Annotated in this window: 15 protein-coding genes, 1 tRNA gene and 1 pseudogene; 7 read left to right on the forward strand and 10 right to left on the reverse strand. The window is 71.1% G+C overall.

Annotated features, from left to right (window positions below):
* Position 1: 1 nt before the first annotated feature.
* Positions 2-859, reverse strand: a complete 858-nt coding sequence (locus tag TBIS_RS15745) for a TatD family hydrolase (RefSeq protein ID WP_013133394.1) — start codon at positions 857-859, stop codon at positions 2-4.
* A gap of 309 nt (positions 860-1,168) precedes the next feature.
* Between TBIS_RS15745 and TBIS_RS15750 the strand changes: the two genes are divergently transcribed.
* From TBIS_RS15750 to TBIS_RS15760, 3 genes are all read left to right on the forward strand, one after another.
* Positions 1,169-1,615, forward strand: coding sequence for a hypothetical protein (locus TBIS_RS15750; RefSeq protein ID WP_013133395.1), 447 nt, complete (start codon positions 1,169-1,171; stop codon positions 1,613-1,615).
* Positions 1,616-1,707: 92 nt separating this feature from the next.
* Positions 1,708-3,249, forward strand: a complete 1,542-nt coding sequence (locus TBIS_RS15755; RefSeq protein WP_013133396.1) for a multicopper oxidase family protein — start codon at positions 1,708-1,710, stop codon at positions 3,247-3,249.
* A 14-nt stretch (positions 3,250-3,263) separates the two neighbouring features.
* Positions 3,264-4,130 (forward strand): F510_1955 family glycosylhydrolase, encoded by an 867-nt coding sequence (locus TBIS_RS15760; RefSeq protein ID WP_013133397.1) that lies wholly within the window; start codon positions 3,264-3,266, stop codon positions 4,128-4,130.
* 72 nt (positions 4,131-4,202) lie between these two features.
* Here TBIS_RS15760 and metG read toward each other — a convergent pair whose 3' ends face one another.
* Together metG and TBIS_RS15770 are read right to left on the reverse strand one after the other, a co-directional pair.
* Complete coding sequence (metG, locus tag TBIS_RS15765; RefSeq protein ID WP_013133398.1) at positions 4,203-5,795, reverse strand: methionine--tRNA ligase; 1,593 nt, start codon at positions 5,793-5,795, stop codon at positions 4,203-4,205.
* 214 nt (positions 5,796-6,009) lie between these two features.
* Complete coding sequence (locus tag TBIS_RS15770) at positions 6,010-7,248, reverse strand: glycosyltransferase family 2 protein (protein WP_013133399.1); 1,239 nt, start codon at positions 7,246-7,248, stop codon at positions 6,010-6,012.
* A 96-nt stretch (positions 7,249-7,344) separates the two neighbouring features.
* Here TBIS_RS15770 and TBIS_RS15775 point away from each other — a divergent pair, with 96 nt between their 5' ends.
* A complete protein-coding gene (locus TBIS_RS15775; protein ID WP_013133400.1) occupies positions 7,345-8,838 on the forward strand; it encodes a hypothetical protein in 1,494 nt (497 codons plus the stop codon).
* On the opposite strand, the gene rsmI is transcribed toward TBIS_RS15775, so the two are convergent.
* Positions 8,814-9,638 carry a 16S rRNA (cytidine(1402)-2'-O)-methyltransferase gene (gene rsmI, locus TBIS_RS15780; RefSeq protein WP_013133401.1) on the reverse strand — a complete coding sequence of 275 codons (825 nt, stop codon included), beginning with the start codon at positions 9,636-9,638 and terminating at the stop codon, positions 8,814-8,816. The two genes, TBIS_RS15775 and rsmI, sit on opposite strands and share 25 nt — an antisense overlap.
* Positions 9,639-9,843: 205 nt before the next feature.
* Between rsmI and TBIS_RS15785 the strand changes: the two genes are divergently transcribed.
* Complete coding sequence (locus TBIS_RS15785; protein ID WP_148231719.1) at positions 9,844-11,352, forward strand: dolichyl-phosphate-mannose--protein mannosyltransferase; 1,509 nt, start codon at positions 9,844-9,846, stop codon at positions 11,350-11,352.
* A gap of 236 nt (positions 11,353-11,588) precedes the next feature.
* A complete protein-coding gene (locus TBIS_RS15790; protein WP_013133403.1) occupies positions 11,589-12,905 on the forward strand; it encodes a hypothetical protein in 1,317 nt (438 codons plus the stop codon).
* Positions 12,906-13,076: 171 nt separating this feature from the next.
* On the opposite strand, the pseudogene TBIS_RS20260 reads toward TBIS_RS15790, so the two are convergent.
* Positions 13,077-13,590: pseudogene (locus TBIS_RS20260) on the reverse strand (DUF4188 domain-containing protein).
* 85 nt (positions 13,591-13,675) lie between these two features.
* On the opposite strand from TBIS_RS20260, the gene TBIS_RS15800 reads away from it, so the two are divergent.
* Positions 13,676-14,383, forward strand: coding sequence for a MerR family transcriptional regulator (locus TBIS_RS15800; RefSeq protein WP_013133406.1), 708 nt, complete (start codon positions 13,676-13,678; stop codon positions 14,381-14,383).
* Between the two features lie 17 nt (positions 14,384-14,400).
* Here the strand turns inward: TBIS_RS15800 and TBIS_RS15805 are convergent, their stop codons facing one another.
* The 5 genes from TBIS_RS15805 to TBIS_RS15825 all read right to left on the reverse strand — a co-directional run bounded on the left by TBIS_RS15805 (position 14,401) and on the right by TBIS_RS15825 (position 18,208).
* Entirely contained in the window at positions 14,401-14,709 is a 309-nt protein-coding gene (locus tag TBIS_RS15805) for an RpnC/YadD family protein (RefSeq protein ID WP_013133407.1), read from the reverse strand.
* Positions 14,710-14,813: 104 nt separating this feature from the next.
* The gene (locus TBIS_RS15810; RefSeq protein WP_013133408.1) at positions 14,814-15,737 is read right to left on the reverse strand and encodes an RpnC/YadD family protein; all 924 of its coding nucleotides are present in this window, start codon (positions 15,735-15,737) and stop codon (positions 14,814-14,816) included.
* Positions 15,738-16,481: 744 nt separating this feature from the next.
* A tRNA-Ala gene (locus TBIS_RS15815) sits at positions 16,482-16,555 on the reverse strand.
* Between the two features lie 47 nt (positions 16,556-16,602).
* Positions 16,603-17,262, reverse strand: a complete 660-nt coding sequence (gene sepX, locus TBIS_RS15820) for a divisome protein SepX/GlpR (protein WP_013133409.1) — start codon at positions 17,260-17,262, stop codon at positions 16,603-16,605.
* A 283-nt stretch (positions 17,263-17,545) separates the two neighbouring features.
* A complete protein-coding gene (locus tag TBIS_RS15825) occupies positions 17,546-18,208 on the reverse strand; it encodes a GNAT family N-acetyltransferase (RefSeq protein WP_013133410.1) in 663 nt (220 codons plus the stop codon).
* Positions 18,209-18,226: the final 18 nt, after the last annotated feature.

The raw sequence follows: 18,226 nt of genomic DNA on the forward strand, positions 1-18,226 counted from the left end.
GTCACCAGGCCCCGAAGGCCCGCTCGCCGTTCGCCATGATCGCCGTGGCGAGGTCGGCGACGTCCATCCCCTTCACCTCGGCGAGGCACCGCAGGGTGAGCGGGATCAGGTACGGCGCGTTGGGCTTCCCCCGGTGCGGCACGGGCGGGAGGTAGGGGGCGTCGGTCTCCACCAGCAGCAGCTCCTTGGGGGCCACCCGGGCCGCCTCGCGGAGGTAGCCCGCGTTCTTGTAGGTGACCGGGCCGGAGAACGACATGTAGTACCCGGCGGCCGCGCACCGCTTCGCCAGCTCGGCGTCCCCGGAGAAGCTGTGGAATATCACCACATCGGGGGCGCCTTCGGCGGCGAGCACGGCGAGCACGTCCTCGTGGGCCTCGCGGTCGTGGATCACCAGCGCCTTGCCCGTCCGCTTGGCGATCTCGATGTGCGCGCGGAAGCTCGCGTGCTGGTCCTCGCGGGACGCCCAGTCGCGGTAGTAGTCGAGCCCGGTCTCGCCGACCGCCCGCACCCACGGCAGCCGGGCCAGCTCCTCTATCTCGGCGAGCGCCTCGGGGGTGGCGGAGTGGGCCTCGTTCGGGTGGATCGCCACGCCCGCGTACACGTCCGGGTGGGCCTCGGCCGCGGCGGCGCTCCACCGCGAGGAGGGAAGGTCGTAACCGATGGTGACCAGCCGGGTCACCCCGACCGACTTGGCGTCGGCGACGATCGTCTCGACCGTGGACCGGGCCGCCTGAGCCGCGAGGGCGACCGGATCACCCGAGGAGGCCTTCCGATTGCCGACCATGATGTCCAGGTGGCAGTGGCTGTCGAACACCTCGGCCGGCAGCGGCTCCGGTTTCGCTGGGAGCTCGTGCGACATGCCACCCAACCTACCGGGCCCGCGGGCGCCCGCCGTCTCACGCGCGCCCGGTCCCGGCCCTCCGCAGGAGAACTCCGGGCCCGCGTGGCCGCGCGGTACGAGTGAAGGAAGGCCCTCGGCCCAGGCCGGGCGCCGGGGAACCGCCGGCCCGCATCACCGTGCGGTACGGCCAAGGGGTGTCCTGGCCGGCCACCGGGGAACTCCGGCCCCGGATCGCTGTGCCGTACGAGCACAGGGTTACCCCGGCCGGCGCCGGGGACCGCCGGGCGCCGAGGGGAGACCGCGGAGGCCCCACGATACGATGCGGCCATGTTCGATCGGCGGGAGGCCGGCCGGAGCGCGCTGCTCGTCGCGCTCGTCAGGTTCGTGCTGCTCGCGGCCACGCTCGCCGGGCTCGCCGTGAGCCATGCCGCGGTGCAGCCGTGCGGCGCCTCCCTGCCGATGGTGAGCGTCTCGTCTTCTCTCCCCATGGCGGCCGTCCCGGCGGCCGGCCATGACGCCGGGGGACACGCCGGTCACCTCCCGGCGGCGCCGGCCGGGACGGCCGATCAGGATCCGGGGCATACGGTCCCGTTCGTGCTCTGTCTCGCGGTGATCGCCGTGCTCGGGGTCGCCGTGGCGCTCGGCCTGATCCGCGCCGACTGCCTGCTCGCCGGCATCGCCGATGGGCGGGCACGGCCCGCCGGGCCGCCCGCCGTCCCCGGGGCGTCACCGTTCGCCCTCTCCCTACGGCGCGTCACGGTGCTGCGCGTATAGCGGCTCCGGCCGGGGCGGGGCGGTCGCCCGGACCGCACCGCCGTCCGGTCCGCGGAACCGCACGTCCACCGACCGACCGTGAGTGAGCCGATATGTCAGCGATCGATCGTCGGCTCTTCCTGCGCGCAGGCCTGGCCGCCGCGGGAGGAGCGTTCCTTGCCGCATGCTCCCGGCAGACCTTCGTCACGCCCGGCGGCCCCGAGGTGCGCGCCGCCGAGGCGGCCCGCCGCCCCGGCCCGGTCCGCGAGTTCCAGATCATCGCCCAGGAGGGCGAGGCGGACCTCGGCGGGGTCACCGTGCGCACCTGGATGTACGGCGACCGCCTGCCCGGGCGGCCGATCAGGGTCCGGACGGGCGAGGTCGTCCGGGCCCGCCTGGTCAACCGGCTGCCCGAGGAGACGACCGTCCACTGGCACGGCCTCGGGGTGCGCAACGACGCCGACGGCGTTCCCGGGGTCACCCAGCCGCCCGTGGCGCCGGGAGCGGAGCACACCTACGAGTTCACCGCGCCTCACCCCGGCACCTACTGGTTCCACCCGCACCACGGCACCCAGCTCGACCGGGGCCTGTACGCCCCGCTCATCGTGGAGGATCCGGCCGAACCGCTGAGCTACGACGACGAGTGGGTCGTCGTGCTCGACGACTGGCTGGACGGCGTGACCGGCACGCCGGACGAGGTGCTCGCCGAGCTCACCGCGATGGCGAAGATGGGCTCGGCCGGCCACGGCGGTCACGGATCCGGCGGACCCGGCCATGGCTCCGGCCATGATGGCCACGCACCCACGCCGTCCGCCTCCGGCAAGTGGCCGCACATGATGATGAACGCGGAGAGCGACCTGCTCGGCGGGGAGGCCGGGGACGTCTACCACCCGCACTACCTGGTCAATGGCCGGGTCGCGGCCGCGCCGGAGACCTATCAGGCCAAGCCGGGCACCCGGGTGCGCATCAGGCTGATCAACGCGAGCGGGGACACCGCCTTCCGGGTCGCGCTCGGCGGCCACCGGATGACCGTGACCCACACCGACGGCTTCCCCGTGGAGCCGGTGGAGACCGACGCCCTGCTGATCGGCATGGGCGAGCGGTACGACGTGCTCGTCACCCTCGCCGACGGGGTGTTCCCGCTGGTCGCCGCGGCCGAGGGCAAGCGGGCCGCCGCCCGCGCCCTGGTGCGCACCTCGGCGAAGGCCCGGGCGCCGAAGGCCGATGCCCGGCCGGCCGAGCTCGAGGGGCGCATCCTCTCCTACGACCGGCTCGTGCCCGCCGACGCGGTACGGCTGGCCGCCAAGGCACCGGACCGCACCATCACCTTCGCGCTCACCGGGAGCATGGCGAAGTACGACTGGGCGATCAACGGCCGGCCGTACGACCCCGAGGTGATCGAACCGGTCCGGTCCGGCGAGCGGGTGCGGATCAGGTTCGTCAACGGGACCCTGATGTGGCACCCCATGCACGTGCACGGGCACACCTTCGCCCTCGGCGAACGGGGCGTACGCAAGGACACGGTGATCGTCTTGCCGGACGCCACGGTGACCGTCGACTTCGATGCCGACAATCCGGGCATCTGGGCGGTGCACTGCCACAACATCTACCACGCGGCGGCCGGCATGATGACCCTCCTCGGCTACCAGGTGTGAGGGGAGGACGGCGAATGATCACGAGACTCCGCCTCATCGCCGCCGCGCTCCTGCTCGCGGGCGGGCTGACCGCCTGCGGTGCCACCGGGGAGCCGGGCGAACCCGCGCCCAGCGGGCAGGACACCGGCGTCGGGCACGTGCACGGGCTGGGCGCCGACCCGGCGACCGGCAAGGTGTACGTCGCCGGGCACTACGGCCTGTTCACCGTCGAGCGGGGGAGGCTGGTCCGCGTGGGCGACCAGGACGCCGACTTCATGGGCTTCACCGTCGCCGGTCCGCGGACGTTCTACGCGAGCGGCCACCCGAGCGCCGAGGACATAGCGAACGGGGCGCAGCCCCACCTCGGTCTGATCCGCTCCACCGACGCCGGGCGCACCTGGACCCAGATCGCCCTGGCCGGCAAGGCGGACTTCCACGCGCTCGAGGTCGCGGGCGAGGAGCGGATCTACGGCTACGACAGCCAGACCGGGCAGGTGTGGCGGGGCGACGGCGGAAGGCTCACCCCGGCGGCCCGGCTCGACCTGCTCGACCTGGCGGCCGGGCCCGCGGATCCCGGCACCGTCTACGCGACCACCCCCGAAGGGGTCATGATCAGCACGGATGCCGGGATGACCTTCCGCCCGCTGCGGGGCGCGCCGCTGCTGATGTTCCTCGAGGTGACCGACGACGGCCACCTGATCGGCGTGGACACCGACGCGCGGATCCGGGTGAGCACCGACCGCGGCGCCACCTGGGCGGCCAAGGGCGCCCTGCCCATGCCGCCGGTCGCCTTCACCGCCGTCTCCCCGCAGCGGCTGCTCGCCGCCGCGATGGACGGCTCGGTGTACGAGTCCACGGACGGTGGGGCGAGCGTCACGAGGATCGCCGCGCCCACCGCGTGAGCCCGCGCGGGCGCCGTACGGCTTCCGGCCCGGGGACGGCCACCGGCCCGGGCCGCGGGCCGGAAGCCCCGGTCAGGCCTTGGACTCCTCCAGGCGCGGGAACAGCACCTCACCCTTGACGATCCGGGCGCCGGCGGGCAGCCGGCCCCACTGCGCCACCTCGCCGATGCGCTGATCGGCGAGCGGGCCGAGGTGCGGCTCGGCGCCGAGCGAGGCCCACAGCTTGGCACAGGCCACCGGCATGACCGGGTTGAGCAGCACCGCGATGCCGCGCAGCGCTTCGGCCGCCGTGTAGAGGATCGTGGCGAGCCGCGCCCGGGCCTCCGGCGAGTCGTCCTTGGCGACCTTCCACGGCTGCTGCTCGGTGAGGTAGCCGTTCACCTGCTTGATGAAGTCGAAGATGGCCCCGATGCCGCCGGAGAAGTCGAGGTTGTCGCCGATCATGCGGTCGGCCTGCTCGGCGGCGGCGGCGAGCCCGTCCGCGATCGCCTGCTCGGCCGGTCCGGCGTCCGTCGCCTCCGGCAGCGTCCCGCCGAAGTACTTCCCCACCATCGCGGCCACCCGGGACGCGAGGTTGCCGAAGTCGTTGGCGAGCTCGGAGGTGTACCGCGCGGCGAAGTCCTCCCAGGAGAACGAGCCGTCCTGCCCGAACGGGATCGCCCGCAGGAAGTAGTACCGGTACGCGTCGACGCCGAAGGTCCCGGTGAGGTCGCGGGGCGAGATGCCGGTCAGGTTCGACTTGCTCATCTTCTCGCCGCCGACCATGAGCCAGCCGTTGGCGAAGATCTTCTTCGGCAGGGGCAGGCCGTTCGCCATGAGCATGGCCGGCCAGATCACGGCGTGGAACCGGAGGATGTCCTTGCCCACCAGGTGCACGTCCGCCGGCCAGGTGGACCGGAACTTCTCCTCGTCGGAGCCGTAGCCGACCGCGGTCACGTAGTTGAGCAGGGCGTCGACCCACACGTAGATCACGTGCTTGGGGTCCCACGGGATCGGGATGCCCCAGGTGAACGTGGACCGGGAGATCGACAGGTCCTGCAGGCCCTGCCGTACGAACTGGACGACCTCGTTGCGGGCGGAGGCGGGCTGGATGAAGTCCGGGTTGCGTTCGTAGTGCTCCAGCAGGCGCTGGCCGTACGCGGAGAGCCGGAAGAAGTAGTTCTCCTCCTTCAGCCACTCGATCGGGCGCTTGTGGATCGGGCACAGCTCGCCCTCGAGCAGCTCACCCGGAGACTTGTACTCCTCGCACCCGACGCAGTACGGACCCTCGTAGCCGCCCTTGTAGATCTCCCCCTTGTCGTACAGGTCCTGGACGAACTCCTGCACGCGCTTGGTGTGCCGCGGCTCCGTGGTCCGGATGAAGTCGTCGTTGGCGATCTCCAGGTGCTCCCAGAGCGGCTTCCAGGCGGTCTCGACAAGCTTGTCGCACCACTCCTGGGGAGTCGTGCCGTTCGCCTCGGCCGTGCGCATGATCTTCTGGCCGTGCTCGTCGGTGCCGGTGAGGAACCACACCCTCTCCCCCCGCTGGCGATGCCAGCGGGTGAGCACGTCGCCGGCGACGGTCGTGTAGGCGTGGCCCAGGTGAGGAGCGTCGTTGACGTAGTAGATCGGCGTCGTGACGTAGAACGCCGACTCCCCGGATCCTGTCGTTCCTGTAGCCGCCATGCCGAAATCCTATCGACCCTGTGCGGATGCCTTCGCGTGACCGCCGGAGCCTGTGGACGACCAGGCGGCGGAGGACCGGATCCGGCCGGCGGCACGGCCCGGCCGGCGCGCCACCGCGCCGCCGTGGGCCGTCCGGATCACACGAGGCTCGGCGCCCGAGCCGTCCCGCTCGGGCGCTCTGATCGGTCCGGCTCAGACGCCCTGGGCGGTCCGCTCAGGCGCTCTGGGCCGTGCCGGCCACGGAGGAGTCGCGGGCCACCGCCTCGGCGGCCTCCTCGGCGGCGGAGGCGGCGACGTCCACCGCGGTCTCCTTCGACCGGCGGATGCCGAGGATGCTCACGAACAGCGTGGCGAAGATGGTCTGGCAGCTCATCATGAACGCGGTGGCCGACGGCACCACGAGCCGGAGCGACTCGGCCGGGATCAGCTCGCCGAAACCGCGCTCACCCCAGTGGACGAGCGAGGCGATCAGGCCGCCGAAGCCGGCGACCGCGAGCAGCCCGCCGACGAGCAGCCCGCGCTCCAGGGTGATCACGTCGACCAGCCGCCGCACCCGCTTGTCCTGCGGGAGGAAGCCCTCCTCGGCCGCGTACACCTTGGTGAAGATCGCGAACAGCACGGCCTGGTAGCCGATCACGACCATGGCCGAGGCACCGACCAGGGTGTCGACGTCGAACCCGAGCTCGCCGATGAAGACCGGGCCGGTGGAGAGCGCGATCCCCATGATCAAGCCGATGGCCATCAGCACCAGGCCGGGGATGAGGAACAGCCAGCGCGGGCTGTACAGCAGCAGGAAGCGCAGGTGGCGCCAGCCGTCCCGCCAGGAGCGCAGGTGCGGCGGGCGGGACCGGCCGTCCGGCGAGAGCGTGGTCGGCACCTCCCGGATGTCGAGCCCCTGCAGCGTGGCCTTCACCACCATCTCCGAGGCGAACTCCATGCCCCCGGTCTGCAGGCCGAGCCGGAGGATCGAGTCCCGGCGGAAGCCGCGCAGGCCGCAGTGGAAGTCGCCGACCGGGCTGTTGAAGAAGAGCCGTCCGATGAACGACAGGACCGGGTTGCCGAGGTAGCGGTGGAGCGGGGGCATGGCGCCCGGCGCGATGCCGCCCTTGAACCGGTTCCCCATGACCAGGTCGGCACCGTCCCGCAGCTCCTTGATGAAGGGCATCAGGTTGGTGAAGTCATAGGAGTCGTCCGCGTCTCCCATGATCACGTACTTGCCGCGGGCGGCGCGGATCCCGCCCATGAGGGCGTTGCCATAGCCCTTCTCCTCAACGTGGACCACCCGGGCACCGGCGTCCCTCGCGAGTTGCTGGGAACCGTCCGTGCTCCCGTTGTCAGCGACCACAACCTCGCCGTTGATCCCGTGCTCGCGCATGAACCCGATCGCCTTGGTCACACAGGTCGCAACGGTCTCGGCCTCGTTGAGGCAGGGCATGACTACGGTAAGTTCCACGTCGCAACTCCTCGCATATGACGGCAGGACACCAATGATGCCCGCTTCCTCGCCGGACCACGGTCAAGTCCCCAAAAGGGCTGGCATCCTGTAACCATGGTCGCGGTCGCCGATCCTCCTTCACTCGGCGCCTCCCCGGTACGCCGCGGGTGGGGCCGGGTCACCGCGCCGCTCCGCCGGCATCGGGTCTTCGTGACCGCACTCGGCCTGGCGGCCGTCCTGCGGATCATCACCATGCTCGGGTTCGGCCCGGCCATGTGGTTCAACGACTCGTACGACTACGTGTCGGTGGCCCTGCGCCCACGGCCGCACCCGATCCGCCCGGACGGTTATGCATTCTGGCTGCTTCTGCTAAAGCCGCTGCACAGTTTCGCCTTCGTCGTCTTCACCCAGCACGTGATGGGGCTGGGGATAGGCGTACTGATCTATGCGGTTCTGACCAAGAAATTTGGGACCCCACGCTGGGCGGCGACGCTCGCGGCCGCGCCGGTGCTCTTCGACGCCTACCAGATCCAGCTCGAGCAGCTCATCATGTCGGACACGCTCTTCACGCTGCTCGTGGTGGGCGTCATCGTCGTCGTGCTCTGGCAGACCCGGATGTCGTGGCAGGCCGGGGCAGCGGTCGGGCTGCTGCTCGCCATGGCCGCGCTGACCCGGAGCGTCGGCCTGCCGATCCTCGCCCTCGTCGTCTGCTACCTCCTGGTCAAGCGGGTCGGGTGGCGGCCGATCACCGCCATGGTCGTCACCTGCGCCACCCCGGTCCTCGCGTACATGGGCTGGTTCAAGGCGGTCAACGGGCAGTTCGCGATGACCAACAGCGACGGGGTGATCCTCTACATGCGCACCTCGCTCTTCGCCGACTGCCACAAGATGGGGCTGGACAAGCGCGAGGACCTCGAGCTCGCCCTGCTGTGCATCAACACCCCGCCCGAGCAGCGGGAGCCGTCCGCGCAGGCCTACCTGTGGTGGGACGACCAGAACCAGCTCCACGTGTTCGGCTCGGGCATGAAGTTCATCCCCGAGATCAACGCCAACGCGAGCGAGTTCGCCAAGCGCGCCATCCTCGCCCAGCCCGGCGACTACCTCGCTACCGTGGCCAAGGACTTCTTCCGGGCCTTCCGGTGGGACCGCCCCCGGTTCCCGGACGCCAAGACGTTCCTGCAGTACGAGTTCGGCAATCCCTACACCCTGAAGATCCCCAAGTGGAGCTCCTACCAGAGCACCACAGACCGGGACGTCGAGGCGTACGAGCAGGGCCCCGCGGCCACCCGGATGGTCTCGCCGTGGTCGGACATCATGATCGCCTACCAGAAGGTGGTCCGGCTGCCCGGGACCGTGCTGGGGATCCTGCTCCTCATCGGCCTGTACGGCGTGGCCGTACGGTGGCGTGAGCTCGGCGGGCCGGTGCTGCTCCCCTGGCTCGCCGCGGTCGGCCTGATCCTCGCCCCGGCGGCGACCGCCGAGTTCGACTACCGGTACCTGCTGCCCGCCGTGCCCCTCGCCTGCCTCGCGGCCGCGATCGCGCTCACCCCGCGGCGGCACGCGCCCGTGCGGCCGTTCCGCCGTCAGCGGCCGTGGATGGCGTTGTAGAGATCCCGTTTCGGCACCCCGGCCGACCTGGCCACCTCGGCGATCGCGTCCTTGCGCGGCACACCGGCCGCCTCCCGCCGCGCCACCTCGGCGATGAGCTCCGCCATGTCGGGCGGGGCCGCGTCCTCGGGCGCCCGCCCGGCGACGACCAGGGTGATCTCGCCCCGCACCTCGCCCGACGCCCAGGAGAGCAGCTCGGCGAGCGTGCCGCGCCGTACCTCCTCGTAGACCTTGGTGAGCTCGCGGCACGCGACCGCCGGGCGGTCCGGCCCGAACGCCTCGACCATCGCCTCCAGGCAGGCGCGCAGCCGGTGCGGCGCCTCGAAGAAGACCATGGTCCGTTCCTCGCCGGCGAGGGCGGCGAGCCGCCGCGCCCGCTCCCCGGGCTTGCGCGGCAGGAACCCCTCGAAGCAGAACCGGTCGCACGGCAGGCCGGAGACCGCGAGCGCGGTGGTGACCGCGGACGGGCCCGGGACCGCGGTCACCGGGACGCCCTCCGCCACGGCGAGCCGGACCAGCCGGTACCCGGGGTCGGAGATCCCCGGCATCCCGGCATCGGTGATCACCACGACCGTACGGCCCTCGCGCAGCGCCGCGAGCAGCTCGCCGGACCGGGCCTCCTCGTTGGCGTCGAAGTAGGAGACGACCCGGGCGGTGAGGGTCACCCCCAGCTCGGCGGCGAGCCGCCGCAGCCGCCTGGTGTCCTCCGCCGCGATCACATCGGCGGTCTCGAGCGCCTCGCGGAGCCGCGGCGAGGCGTCAGCGAGCCGCCCGATCGGAGCCCCAGCCAAGACAAGCACTCGTCCACCCTATGACTCGATGAAAGCTTCACGGAGCTAGGCCCGGATATCCCCAATCGGCGCGTACGCCGTGTTCTCTCGGGGCCACGACAGTACGCTGTCGGGCGTGGCGGTGACCGATTCTCCTTACAAGGCGTTCGAACAGCCCGAACAGACGACGGATGGCTCGGCCCCCGTCTCGCTGCGCGAGCGGCTGGTCCCACCCATGCCCGGCAGCGTCCTCTGGGGATGGGTCGGCCCGATCAGCGTGGCCCTCTTCGGGGCCGTCCTGCGGTTCCTGCGGCTCGACACGCCGCACGCCGTGGTCTTCGACGAGACCTACTACGCCAAGGACGCGTTCGCGACGATCAAGTACGGCGCCGAGCGGCAGTTCGTCGAGGGCGCGGACAAGATGCTGCTCGCCGGCAACGAGAACATCTTCAAGCAGTGCGCGAACGTTCAGGACTGCGCCGCCTACGTGGTCCACCCGCCGCTGGGCAAGTGGATGATCGGCCTCGGGGAGATGATCTTCGGGGTCAACCCGTTCGGCTGGCGGTTCGCCGCCGCGCTGTTCGGGGCGCTGTCGATCCTGATCATCGCCCGGGTGGCCCGCCGGATGACCCGCTCCACGCTGCTGGGGTGCGCCGCGGGCTTCCTCCTCGCCCTGGACGGGTTGCACTTCGTGCTCTCCCGTACGGCGCTGCTCGACATCTTCCTGACGTTCTGGGTGGTCGCCGCCTTCGCCTGCCTGGTCGCCGACCGGGACCACATGCGCAGACGGCTCGCGGACTGGCATGAGGCCTTCCTCGCCGGCAACGCGCCCGCTCAGCCGTCGCTCGGCTGGCGGCCCTGGCGGCTCGCCGCCGGGCTCTGCCTCGGCGCGGCCACGGCCACCAAGTGGACCGGCGTGTTCTTCATCATCGCCTTCGGGGTGATGTCCCTGCTCTGGGACGCCGGGGCGCGGCGGGTCGCCGGGCTGCCCAGGCCGTACCTGGGCCGGATCCGCGACCTGTCGCTCGCCGCCACCTGGCTCGGGGTGGTCCCCGTCCTGACCTACATCGCCTCGTTCGCCGGCTGGTTCGCCACCCCGAACGGGTGGGGCCGCAACTGGGAGACCGCCGTCGCCAAGGGCCCGGTCGGCTTCGTGATCGACTCGCTGGGCTCGTGGTTCACCTATCAGAAGCAGGTGCTCAGCTTCCACACGGGCCTCGCCTCCCACCACCCCTACCAGTCCCAGCCCTGGCAGTGGCCGCTGCTGCTCCGGCCGGTGGCGTTCTTCTACGAGACGCCGCAGACCTGCGGCGAGCCCAACTGCTCGTGGGCGGTGCTCGGCACCGGAACCCCGGTGATCTGGTACGGCGGGCTCATCGCGATCCTCGCCATGGTCGCCTGGTACGTGTCCACCCGGGACTGGCGTGGGGGTGCGGTGCTCCTCGGCTACCTCGCCGGTTGGCTGCCGTGGTTCTACTTCGCGATCGCCGACAACCGGACCATGTTCCTCTTCTACGCCCTGCCGATGGTGCCGTTCATGGTCCTCGCGATCGTGCTGGTCTTCGGGCTCATCATCGGGCCGCAGGATGGGGAGCCCCGCCGTAGGACCGCGGGCGCGGTGGCCGCCGGCGCCTTCGCCCTGCTCGCGCTGGTGAACTTCGGCTGGCTGTACCCGATCCTCGCCGCCGAGCCCATCCCGTACGAGGCCTGGCACGCCCGGATGCTCTTCAGGTCCTGGATCTGATCTTCGAGCCGGGACCCTTGAGCCGACCGGCGGCGGAATCCCGGGTCCGGCCGCTCCCGGATCCGGCCGGTCGGGCGCTCCCGGATCCGACCGGCCGGGTGCCTCCGGATCCGACCGGACCGGCACTGCCCGATCTGACCGCCGGGCGCTCTCCGATCTGACCGGCCGGGCCGAACATGGTCACGCCGGGCGGGCAACCGTCGCCGCCGGCGGGGCCGGTAGGGCAGACTTCGGTCATGCCCGCACCTGACGTGGCCGCCCTCCTCGCGGAGCTGGAGCGCACCGAACCGGAGCTCGCCCGCGCGGCACGGCTGGCGATCGACTGGCTCGCCGGCGGCAGGGCGCTGGAGACCATCAGCCAGCTCGACCTGTGCGAGTTCCTCTGGTACACGCTCCCGCTCAAGATCAGCGGGGACCGCTTCTCCATCGCGCGGGCACTGGGCGAGCTGCTCCGGCTGGGCGGGCTGTACCGGTACGCCGCGATGTGCCGGTCGCGCACCACAGCCCGGATCCTGCGGACCTACGCCAGGGACGGCGAAGAGGCCGGGGTCGCCGCCTACCACCGGGCCCTCAAGACCACCGGGGTACTGCCGCCGGACACCTCCGAGCTGACGTGGAGCTCCATCATGGGGCCGGAGGAGGGCCGCGCGCACGCTTCATGCGCCGCGGCGCTCGAGCTCGCCATCGTCGCCGGCGAGATGACCCCCGACGAGCGGGCCGGCCGGGAGCGGCTCACCCGGAGGTGGCTCACCACTCCCCGGGCCGAGCTCGGCGGCGACTGCTGGCTCGACCGCGTCCACGGGGAACGGCTCAACCGGTGGGTGCTCGGGCACGGCTCGGCCCGGCGCGAGCTCGCCGAACCCTTCGAACTCCGGTTGCACGCCCCGATCCCGGTACCGCGCGAACCCCATCTCGAGCCGCTGCGCTGGCTGCTCGAGCTCGCCGAGAACGGCATTCCACTGACCGAACGGCTCAACCTCGCCCGGGCGGTCGCGGTCGAGGCCGTGGCCCGCTTCGGGTGGGAGGTCCTCACGTCCGGCTCGGTCCGCAGCGAGACCGAGGTGCCCGCGCTCACCAGCCTGAAGCTGATCGCGATCGACGACCTCGGCGCGCTCCGCCGTACCGGCAGAAGGCTCGTGCTCACCCGGAAGGGCCGGAAGCTCCTCGCGAACCCTGAGGCGCTGTGGAGCACCATGGGCAGGGTGCTCCTCACGTTCGCACGGCGGCGGGTGGATCATCGGTTCGAGGTCTGCGCCCGCGAATCGGCGCTGATGCTGGTCGCCGACGGGCCGATGGAGGCGGACGAGCTGTACGCCCAGGTCGCCGCGGTACTGAGCGACGAAGGGTGGCGTACGTCCGAGGGGACCGCGGTCACCCACATCGAGGTGGCCCGCCCGCTCAACGAGCTACGGCTCCGCCTCGACGCGCTCCGCCTGCGCACCGACCCCAGGTGGAACGCCTCCTGGCGGCTCACCCCGGTCGGCCGGGCGGCCGCGCTCGCCGCGTTGCGCGCCTACGCCCTGCGCCCGCGCCGCTACCTCGGCGACGAGTGAGCCGAGCCCCTGGGCGGTCGCCCGGGCAGGGCCGATCTCGTCACTTCGGAACGGCGCGCGCTGAGTGAGCCGCCCGGGCCGGCGCCGCCGTACTCGGCGCTGCGCGTCACCACGGTGCACGCCGTCACGCCGGCGACGGATCGGCGCCGCCGCATCGGCGTATCACGGTCGTCAGTGCCGCGTCGCGGTCGCGCCCGGTGGGCGGTGGTCGGACGCCGGCCCTGACGGGCTCCACCCAGAGACCGCCAGGCGATCGGCCGCCCGGTTGCCGAGCTCCCGCGCGGGCACCAGCTCGGCCGCCGCGCCGAGGCCGAACGGCGGCATGTTCCCGTAGAGGGTCTCGTACCCGCGCACCGCGTAGGTCTCGTGCCAGATGCCCACGGCCCCGCTCTCGTACGCCCGCCGGTAGAAGCTTCCACGCCGGCCAGTGGTGGGCGTCCGGATCCCTGGCGTAGCGGAGAAGCTGCTCCATGCTGCGCCAGTACTGGACCATCATCACGGTCCGCCACCTGACGAACGTCTCCACGCCGAGCAGGCCACTGGACGGGTCGGCGTACAGCTCCTTGAGCATCGGGGCCATTTCCCTGGCGACCGGGAACCACGTGCGCACCGCGCGCAGCTTGTTGATCCGCATTCCGATCAGGAAGACGACGAAATCGCCCTCGATCTTGGCGCTCTGCCGCATGCCCCCTCCATTGGGTAGCTCCACTATCCAACAATTGGATAGTAAAGCTATCTAGCGGGTGATTGGCAAGCAGTACTATCCAGCCATGCGGATCTCCGAGCTGAGCGCCGAGTCCGGGGTGCCCATCGCGACGATCAAGTACTACCTGCGTGAGGGACTGCTGCCCCCGGGTGAGCAGACGGCGGCGACCCGGGCCGAGTACGACCGGTCACACCTGCGCAGGCTCCGGCTCATCCGGGCGCTCCTCGAGGTCGGACGGCTCCCGCTCGCGACGATCCGCACGATCATCACGGCGGTGGAGGACGAGAGCCTGAGCCTCCACGACATGCTGGGCTTCGCTCACCATGCGCTGGCCCGGGTGGAGCAGCCGCCGAATCCGGATGACGAGGACTGGCGCGAGGCGAAGGAGATGGTCGATCGGCTCATCACCGAGATGGGCTGGAACGTGGACGCCTGCGCCCCGACCCGGGACGAGCTCGCGTGGACGCTCGTCACGCTCAAGCGCCTGGGCATGCCGGCCACACAGGACGACCTGATCCCGTACGCGAAGGCCGCCGATGATCTGGTCAGGTCATACGACATGAAGAAGATCCCTCTCGACGCCCCTCGCGACACCCTCGTCGAGGCCGTGGTGGTCTACGAGGTCCTGTACGGCAAAGCGTTCGACGTGCTTCGCCGCCTCGCCCAGGAGTCCGAGTCGGCACGGCTTCTGGGCGGCTTCCCGGCCGGCACGCCCGCTTCCTCCGGCGCACCGGACCGGCCATCGTCCGCCGGGCGGGATCAGGAGGCTTGATCGTCCGTTCGCCACAGTCAGGCGAAGAGCTCCTCGGCACGGTCAACGATCACCGCTCGCCGCACCCACGACTCCAGCACCTCCGGATCGGTGCACCCGGTGATCCGCTCCCGAACCTCCGCAGAGACCTCCAGACCACGGGCCTCCAGCACCGCCAACAGCGCCACCGCCTCACCCTCGGCACGGCCCTCCGCACGGCCTTCGGCGCGGCCTTTGGCCTCTCCTTCTTTGCGACCTTGCTCGAGTCCTTCGGTGCGGCCTTGTTCGATCCAGTGGGACAGGTACTGGCGGGCGATGCTCTCGTAGTCGTAGCCGGTGGTGATCACGATCTCCCCTACGTGCCCGGGTGTCCCCGCGCGTCCCGCGATCGGCGTTCGGCCCGGCCTGATGGCGTCCGGCACCTGCTGATCGCGACCGGTCACAGTTCCACTCAGGCGAAGAGCTCCTCGGCACGGTCAACGGTCACCGCTCGCCGCACCCACGACTCCAGCACCTCCGGATCGGTGCACCCGGTGATCCGCTCCCGAACCTCCGCAGAGACCTCCAGACCACGGGCCTCCAGCACCGCCAACAGCGCCACCGCCTCACCCTCGGCGCGGCCCTCGGCACGGCCCTCCGCACGGCCTTCGGCGCGGCCTTTGGCCTCTCCTTCTTTGCGGCCTTGTTCGATCCAGTGGGACAGGTACTGGCGGGCGATGCTCTCGTAGTCGTAGCCGGTGGTGGTCACGATCTCCTCCAGGTGCTTGCGCGCCACATCGGGTAACACCGCGAACACATAGTGCAGATACAGTTTCGCCCGTTCGGGGTCGAGGGTGTCCAGCGCCGCGACCATCGCCTCAAGCGCCGGGGTGATGCCGGGCTCGCCGGCGTGCATGACCGTGGAGAGCACGGCAAGCTCGGGGCTGGCCTTGGCCCGGGCCGGGTCGGTGATCAGGGGGATGGTGCCCGGGTGGACCACGAGCGGGGTGATCAGCCCACTCGGGCCGAGGGGGATGGCGCGTTCGCACCACCGGGCCACCCCGGGGTCGGCACAGATGATCAAAAGGGCGGTGGCGCATTTCAGCCGTGCCCGCAGGGTGGTGGCGTATACGGGCCAGCTGAAGCGTTTGCGAGCGTCGCGGTGTTTTTGCACCTCGACGATCAACGCCATCGTGGGCCCGCCTTGGGCGTCTCGCAGGACGACGACGGAGTCGGCGCGGAATTCGACGGGTGCGGTTTGGGTGCAGTCGACCGCCTCGACCGTGGCGGTGGCGTATGAAGGGTGAATGCCGGCGGTCTCCCGGAGGAGTTCCACGGCGATGGCGGGGCGGTTGCGGATGAATTCGATGGGCATTTCGTGGTCGATCCTTGGCACGCGCCGCAGATTACGCTGAGTATCGATATGGTTTCACAACGTCACAACCATGCTGTGGAAAACTCCCGCTCACCCCAGGAGGGAAATCCTTCGACCGCACCGAATACCAAATCAGAAGAAGCACCCCGAATCGCCCTGCCAGCCCGGCCTGCCGGTACGGAACGACTTCGACGGCGTGCCGAGAAACACCCGCGCGATGTGAGCGAAGACCGGAACCACGCCCGCAGCCGCTCCCGCGGGCGGTCCTTCGCGCGCGCTCCGTCGCCCGCGGCTCCGCCGTGCCCGCCTCGTGGTGAGCGCACAGCGGTACGGCATGCCGTGCCCGGCGGCCACCGGATCAATGGGCGACCCCGCGCAGGCGCTGAGCGGATCGACGAGATCGCAGGTACCCGCAAGGGCACCGCGACAGCCGTACCAAGGACTCAAAGGTGGGGACGGAAGCGAAGCGGCTCCAGTGGGAGGACCTGCTCCTCGCCGGGGAGCGGGTGCGGGTCATGGATTGGTCGCTCGCCTGCCGCGGACCGGCGTGGGCCGACGTGGCGATCCTCGTCCACCGGCTCATCATGGCCGGTCACCCTCCGGAGCGGGCGGAGCGGATCGCCGCCCGGGGCCCGCCTGGCGTACGGCTCGCCGGGCGCGGTGACCGGCCTGGCCGCGGTGCGGGCGCTGTCCGTCGCCGAGGCCCGGATACCTGCAGAAATGAGGGAGGCCGCTCCCGGATCGGGAACGGCCTCCCACCTTCTGTGGAGCTAAGGGGATTTGAACCCCTGACCCCTTCGATGCGAACGAAGTGCGCTACCAGACTGCGCTATAGCCCCACGACGCCAACTAGGTTAGCAAATCTCTGGCGGTGTTGTGTCAACCGTCAGTCTCCGACGGCACGGCGGTCGTCGGAGTACTGGTCGTACAGCGGGACCCGCTTGCGCGTCTCGAACCGGACGACCTCCGCGTCCCTGGCCATGGCGGCACGCCGGCGTGCCCGCTCCCGGCGCAGGCGCGCGGCGCGGGCGCGTGCCTCGCGCTCCCGCCGCTCCTGGTCCAGCTTGGCCGCGGCCCGGAGCAGGGCGAGATAGAAGAGCAGCACCACGGCCGCGGGCGAGACCGCCCACCAGGGAATCAACCGGAAGGCGGCGGTGGCCACCGAGGCGACCAGAAGCAGCACGCACATGAACAGCCCTCTGCGGCGGCGGGCGATGACGCGCGCCCGGCGCCTGCCCGGGCTGAGCCGCGGCTTGCGGGCCGGTGCGTCGCCGGCCGGGGGAGCCGCGGCGCCGGAGTGCTCCGGAGCCTTCCCCTCGGGCGGGACCTCGACCGTGTCCTCACCGGTGGCGGCGGGTGCCCGCTCCTCGGCCGCCTCGGGCTCCGCCGCACCGTCCGGTTCCGTGCTCGTGCCCGGGGCGGCCTCCTGCTCCTCGGCGGGGTGCTCGTAGGCCACCTCGTCGTTGCGGTCCCTGCGCAGCCACATGGGCAGCAGCACGGCCAGCCACATCACGACGATCGCGAGGTAGAGGAGGGCGCTACCCATGCGGCCTCCTGCGGGCACGGTGAACCCGCCCGGGGACTGGTATCTGCTGAGCGGTGTTCACGTCACGCACGGTAAGCCTGGATGTCACTGCATGACGAGCATTGAGTCCGGTGTGTCGCCAGATCGTCAAAGCAGTTCATGTAATTCGATCCCGAGCAGCGCCGATCTAACGGGTGATTTGCCGCCATTGACCGCGTTCGCGAACGTTCGTGAACACCGATCGACCGGGCGTGGCCGCATGTCGCGCGGACCACGCACCGGCCCTGTCGCTCCGCTCAGGCGCCTATCCGGGGTTACCGGGGTTCCCCGTCCCTTGGCGGCTCTTCTGCGCCACCAACGCCTCTCTCGTACGGCGCCACCGGGGCAGCAGCCCACCCGGCACGTCCTCGACCGTGAGCGCGTAGCAGATGTGGTCGCGCCAGGCGCCGTCGATGTGGAGCTGACGCCGGCGTATGCCCTCCTCGCGGAATCCGAGCTTCTCCACCACCCGTCGGCTGGCGTGGTTCTCCGGCCGGATGTTCGCCTCGATCCGGTGGAGGCCGACCGTGAAGAAGCAGTGATCGACGGCCATGGCGAGGGCGGTGGGGATGATGCCCCGCCCGGCGAGCGCGCCGTCGATCCAGTAGCCCACCTGTCCCGATCTGGCCGAGCCCCAGACGATGGCTCCCACGGTGAGCTGACCGGCGAACGCGCCCTCGTACGTCACCACCCAGGGCAGGGCGATTCCCTGGCGTGCCTCACGGCGCAGGGTGGCGACCATCGAGATGTACGGCCCGAGCCCGGTCCGGAACAGCGGGGTCTCCGGATTGCTCGGCTCCCAGGGCCGCAGCCAATCCGCGTTGCGCAGCCGGACGTCTCGCCACTCCCGCACGTCTCGAAGACGCAGTGGCCGCAGCCCGACGGGGCCCTCCGTCAGGGTCACCGGCCAGCCGCGAAATCGGTCCACCTGTCAATCATCCATCCA

Origin of the sequence: Thermobispora bispora DSM 43833, assembly GCF_000092645.1 — a bacterium.
In the GTDB taxonomy this organism is placed as follows: domain Bacteria; phylum Actinomycetota; class Actinomycetes; order Streptosporangiales; family Streptosporangiaceae; genus Thermobispora; species Thermobispora bispora.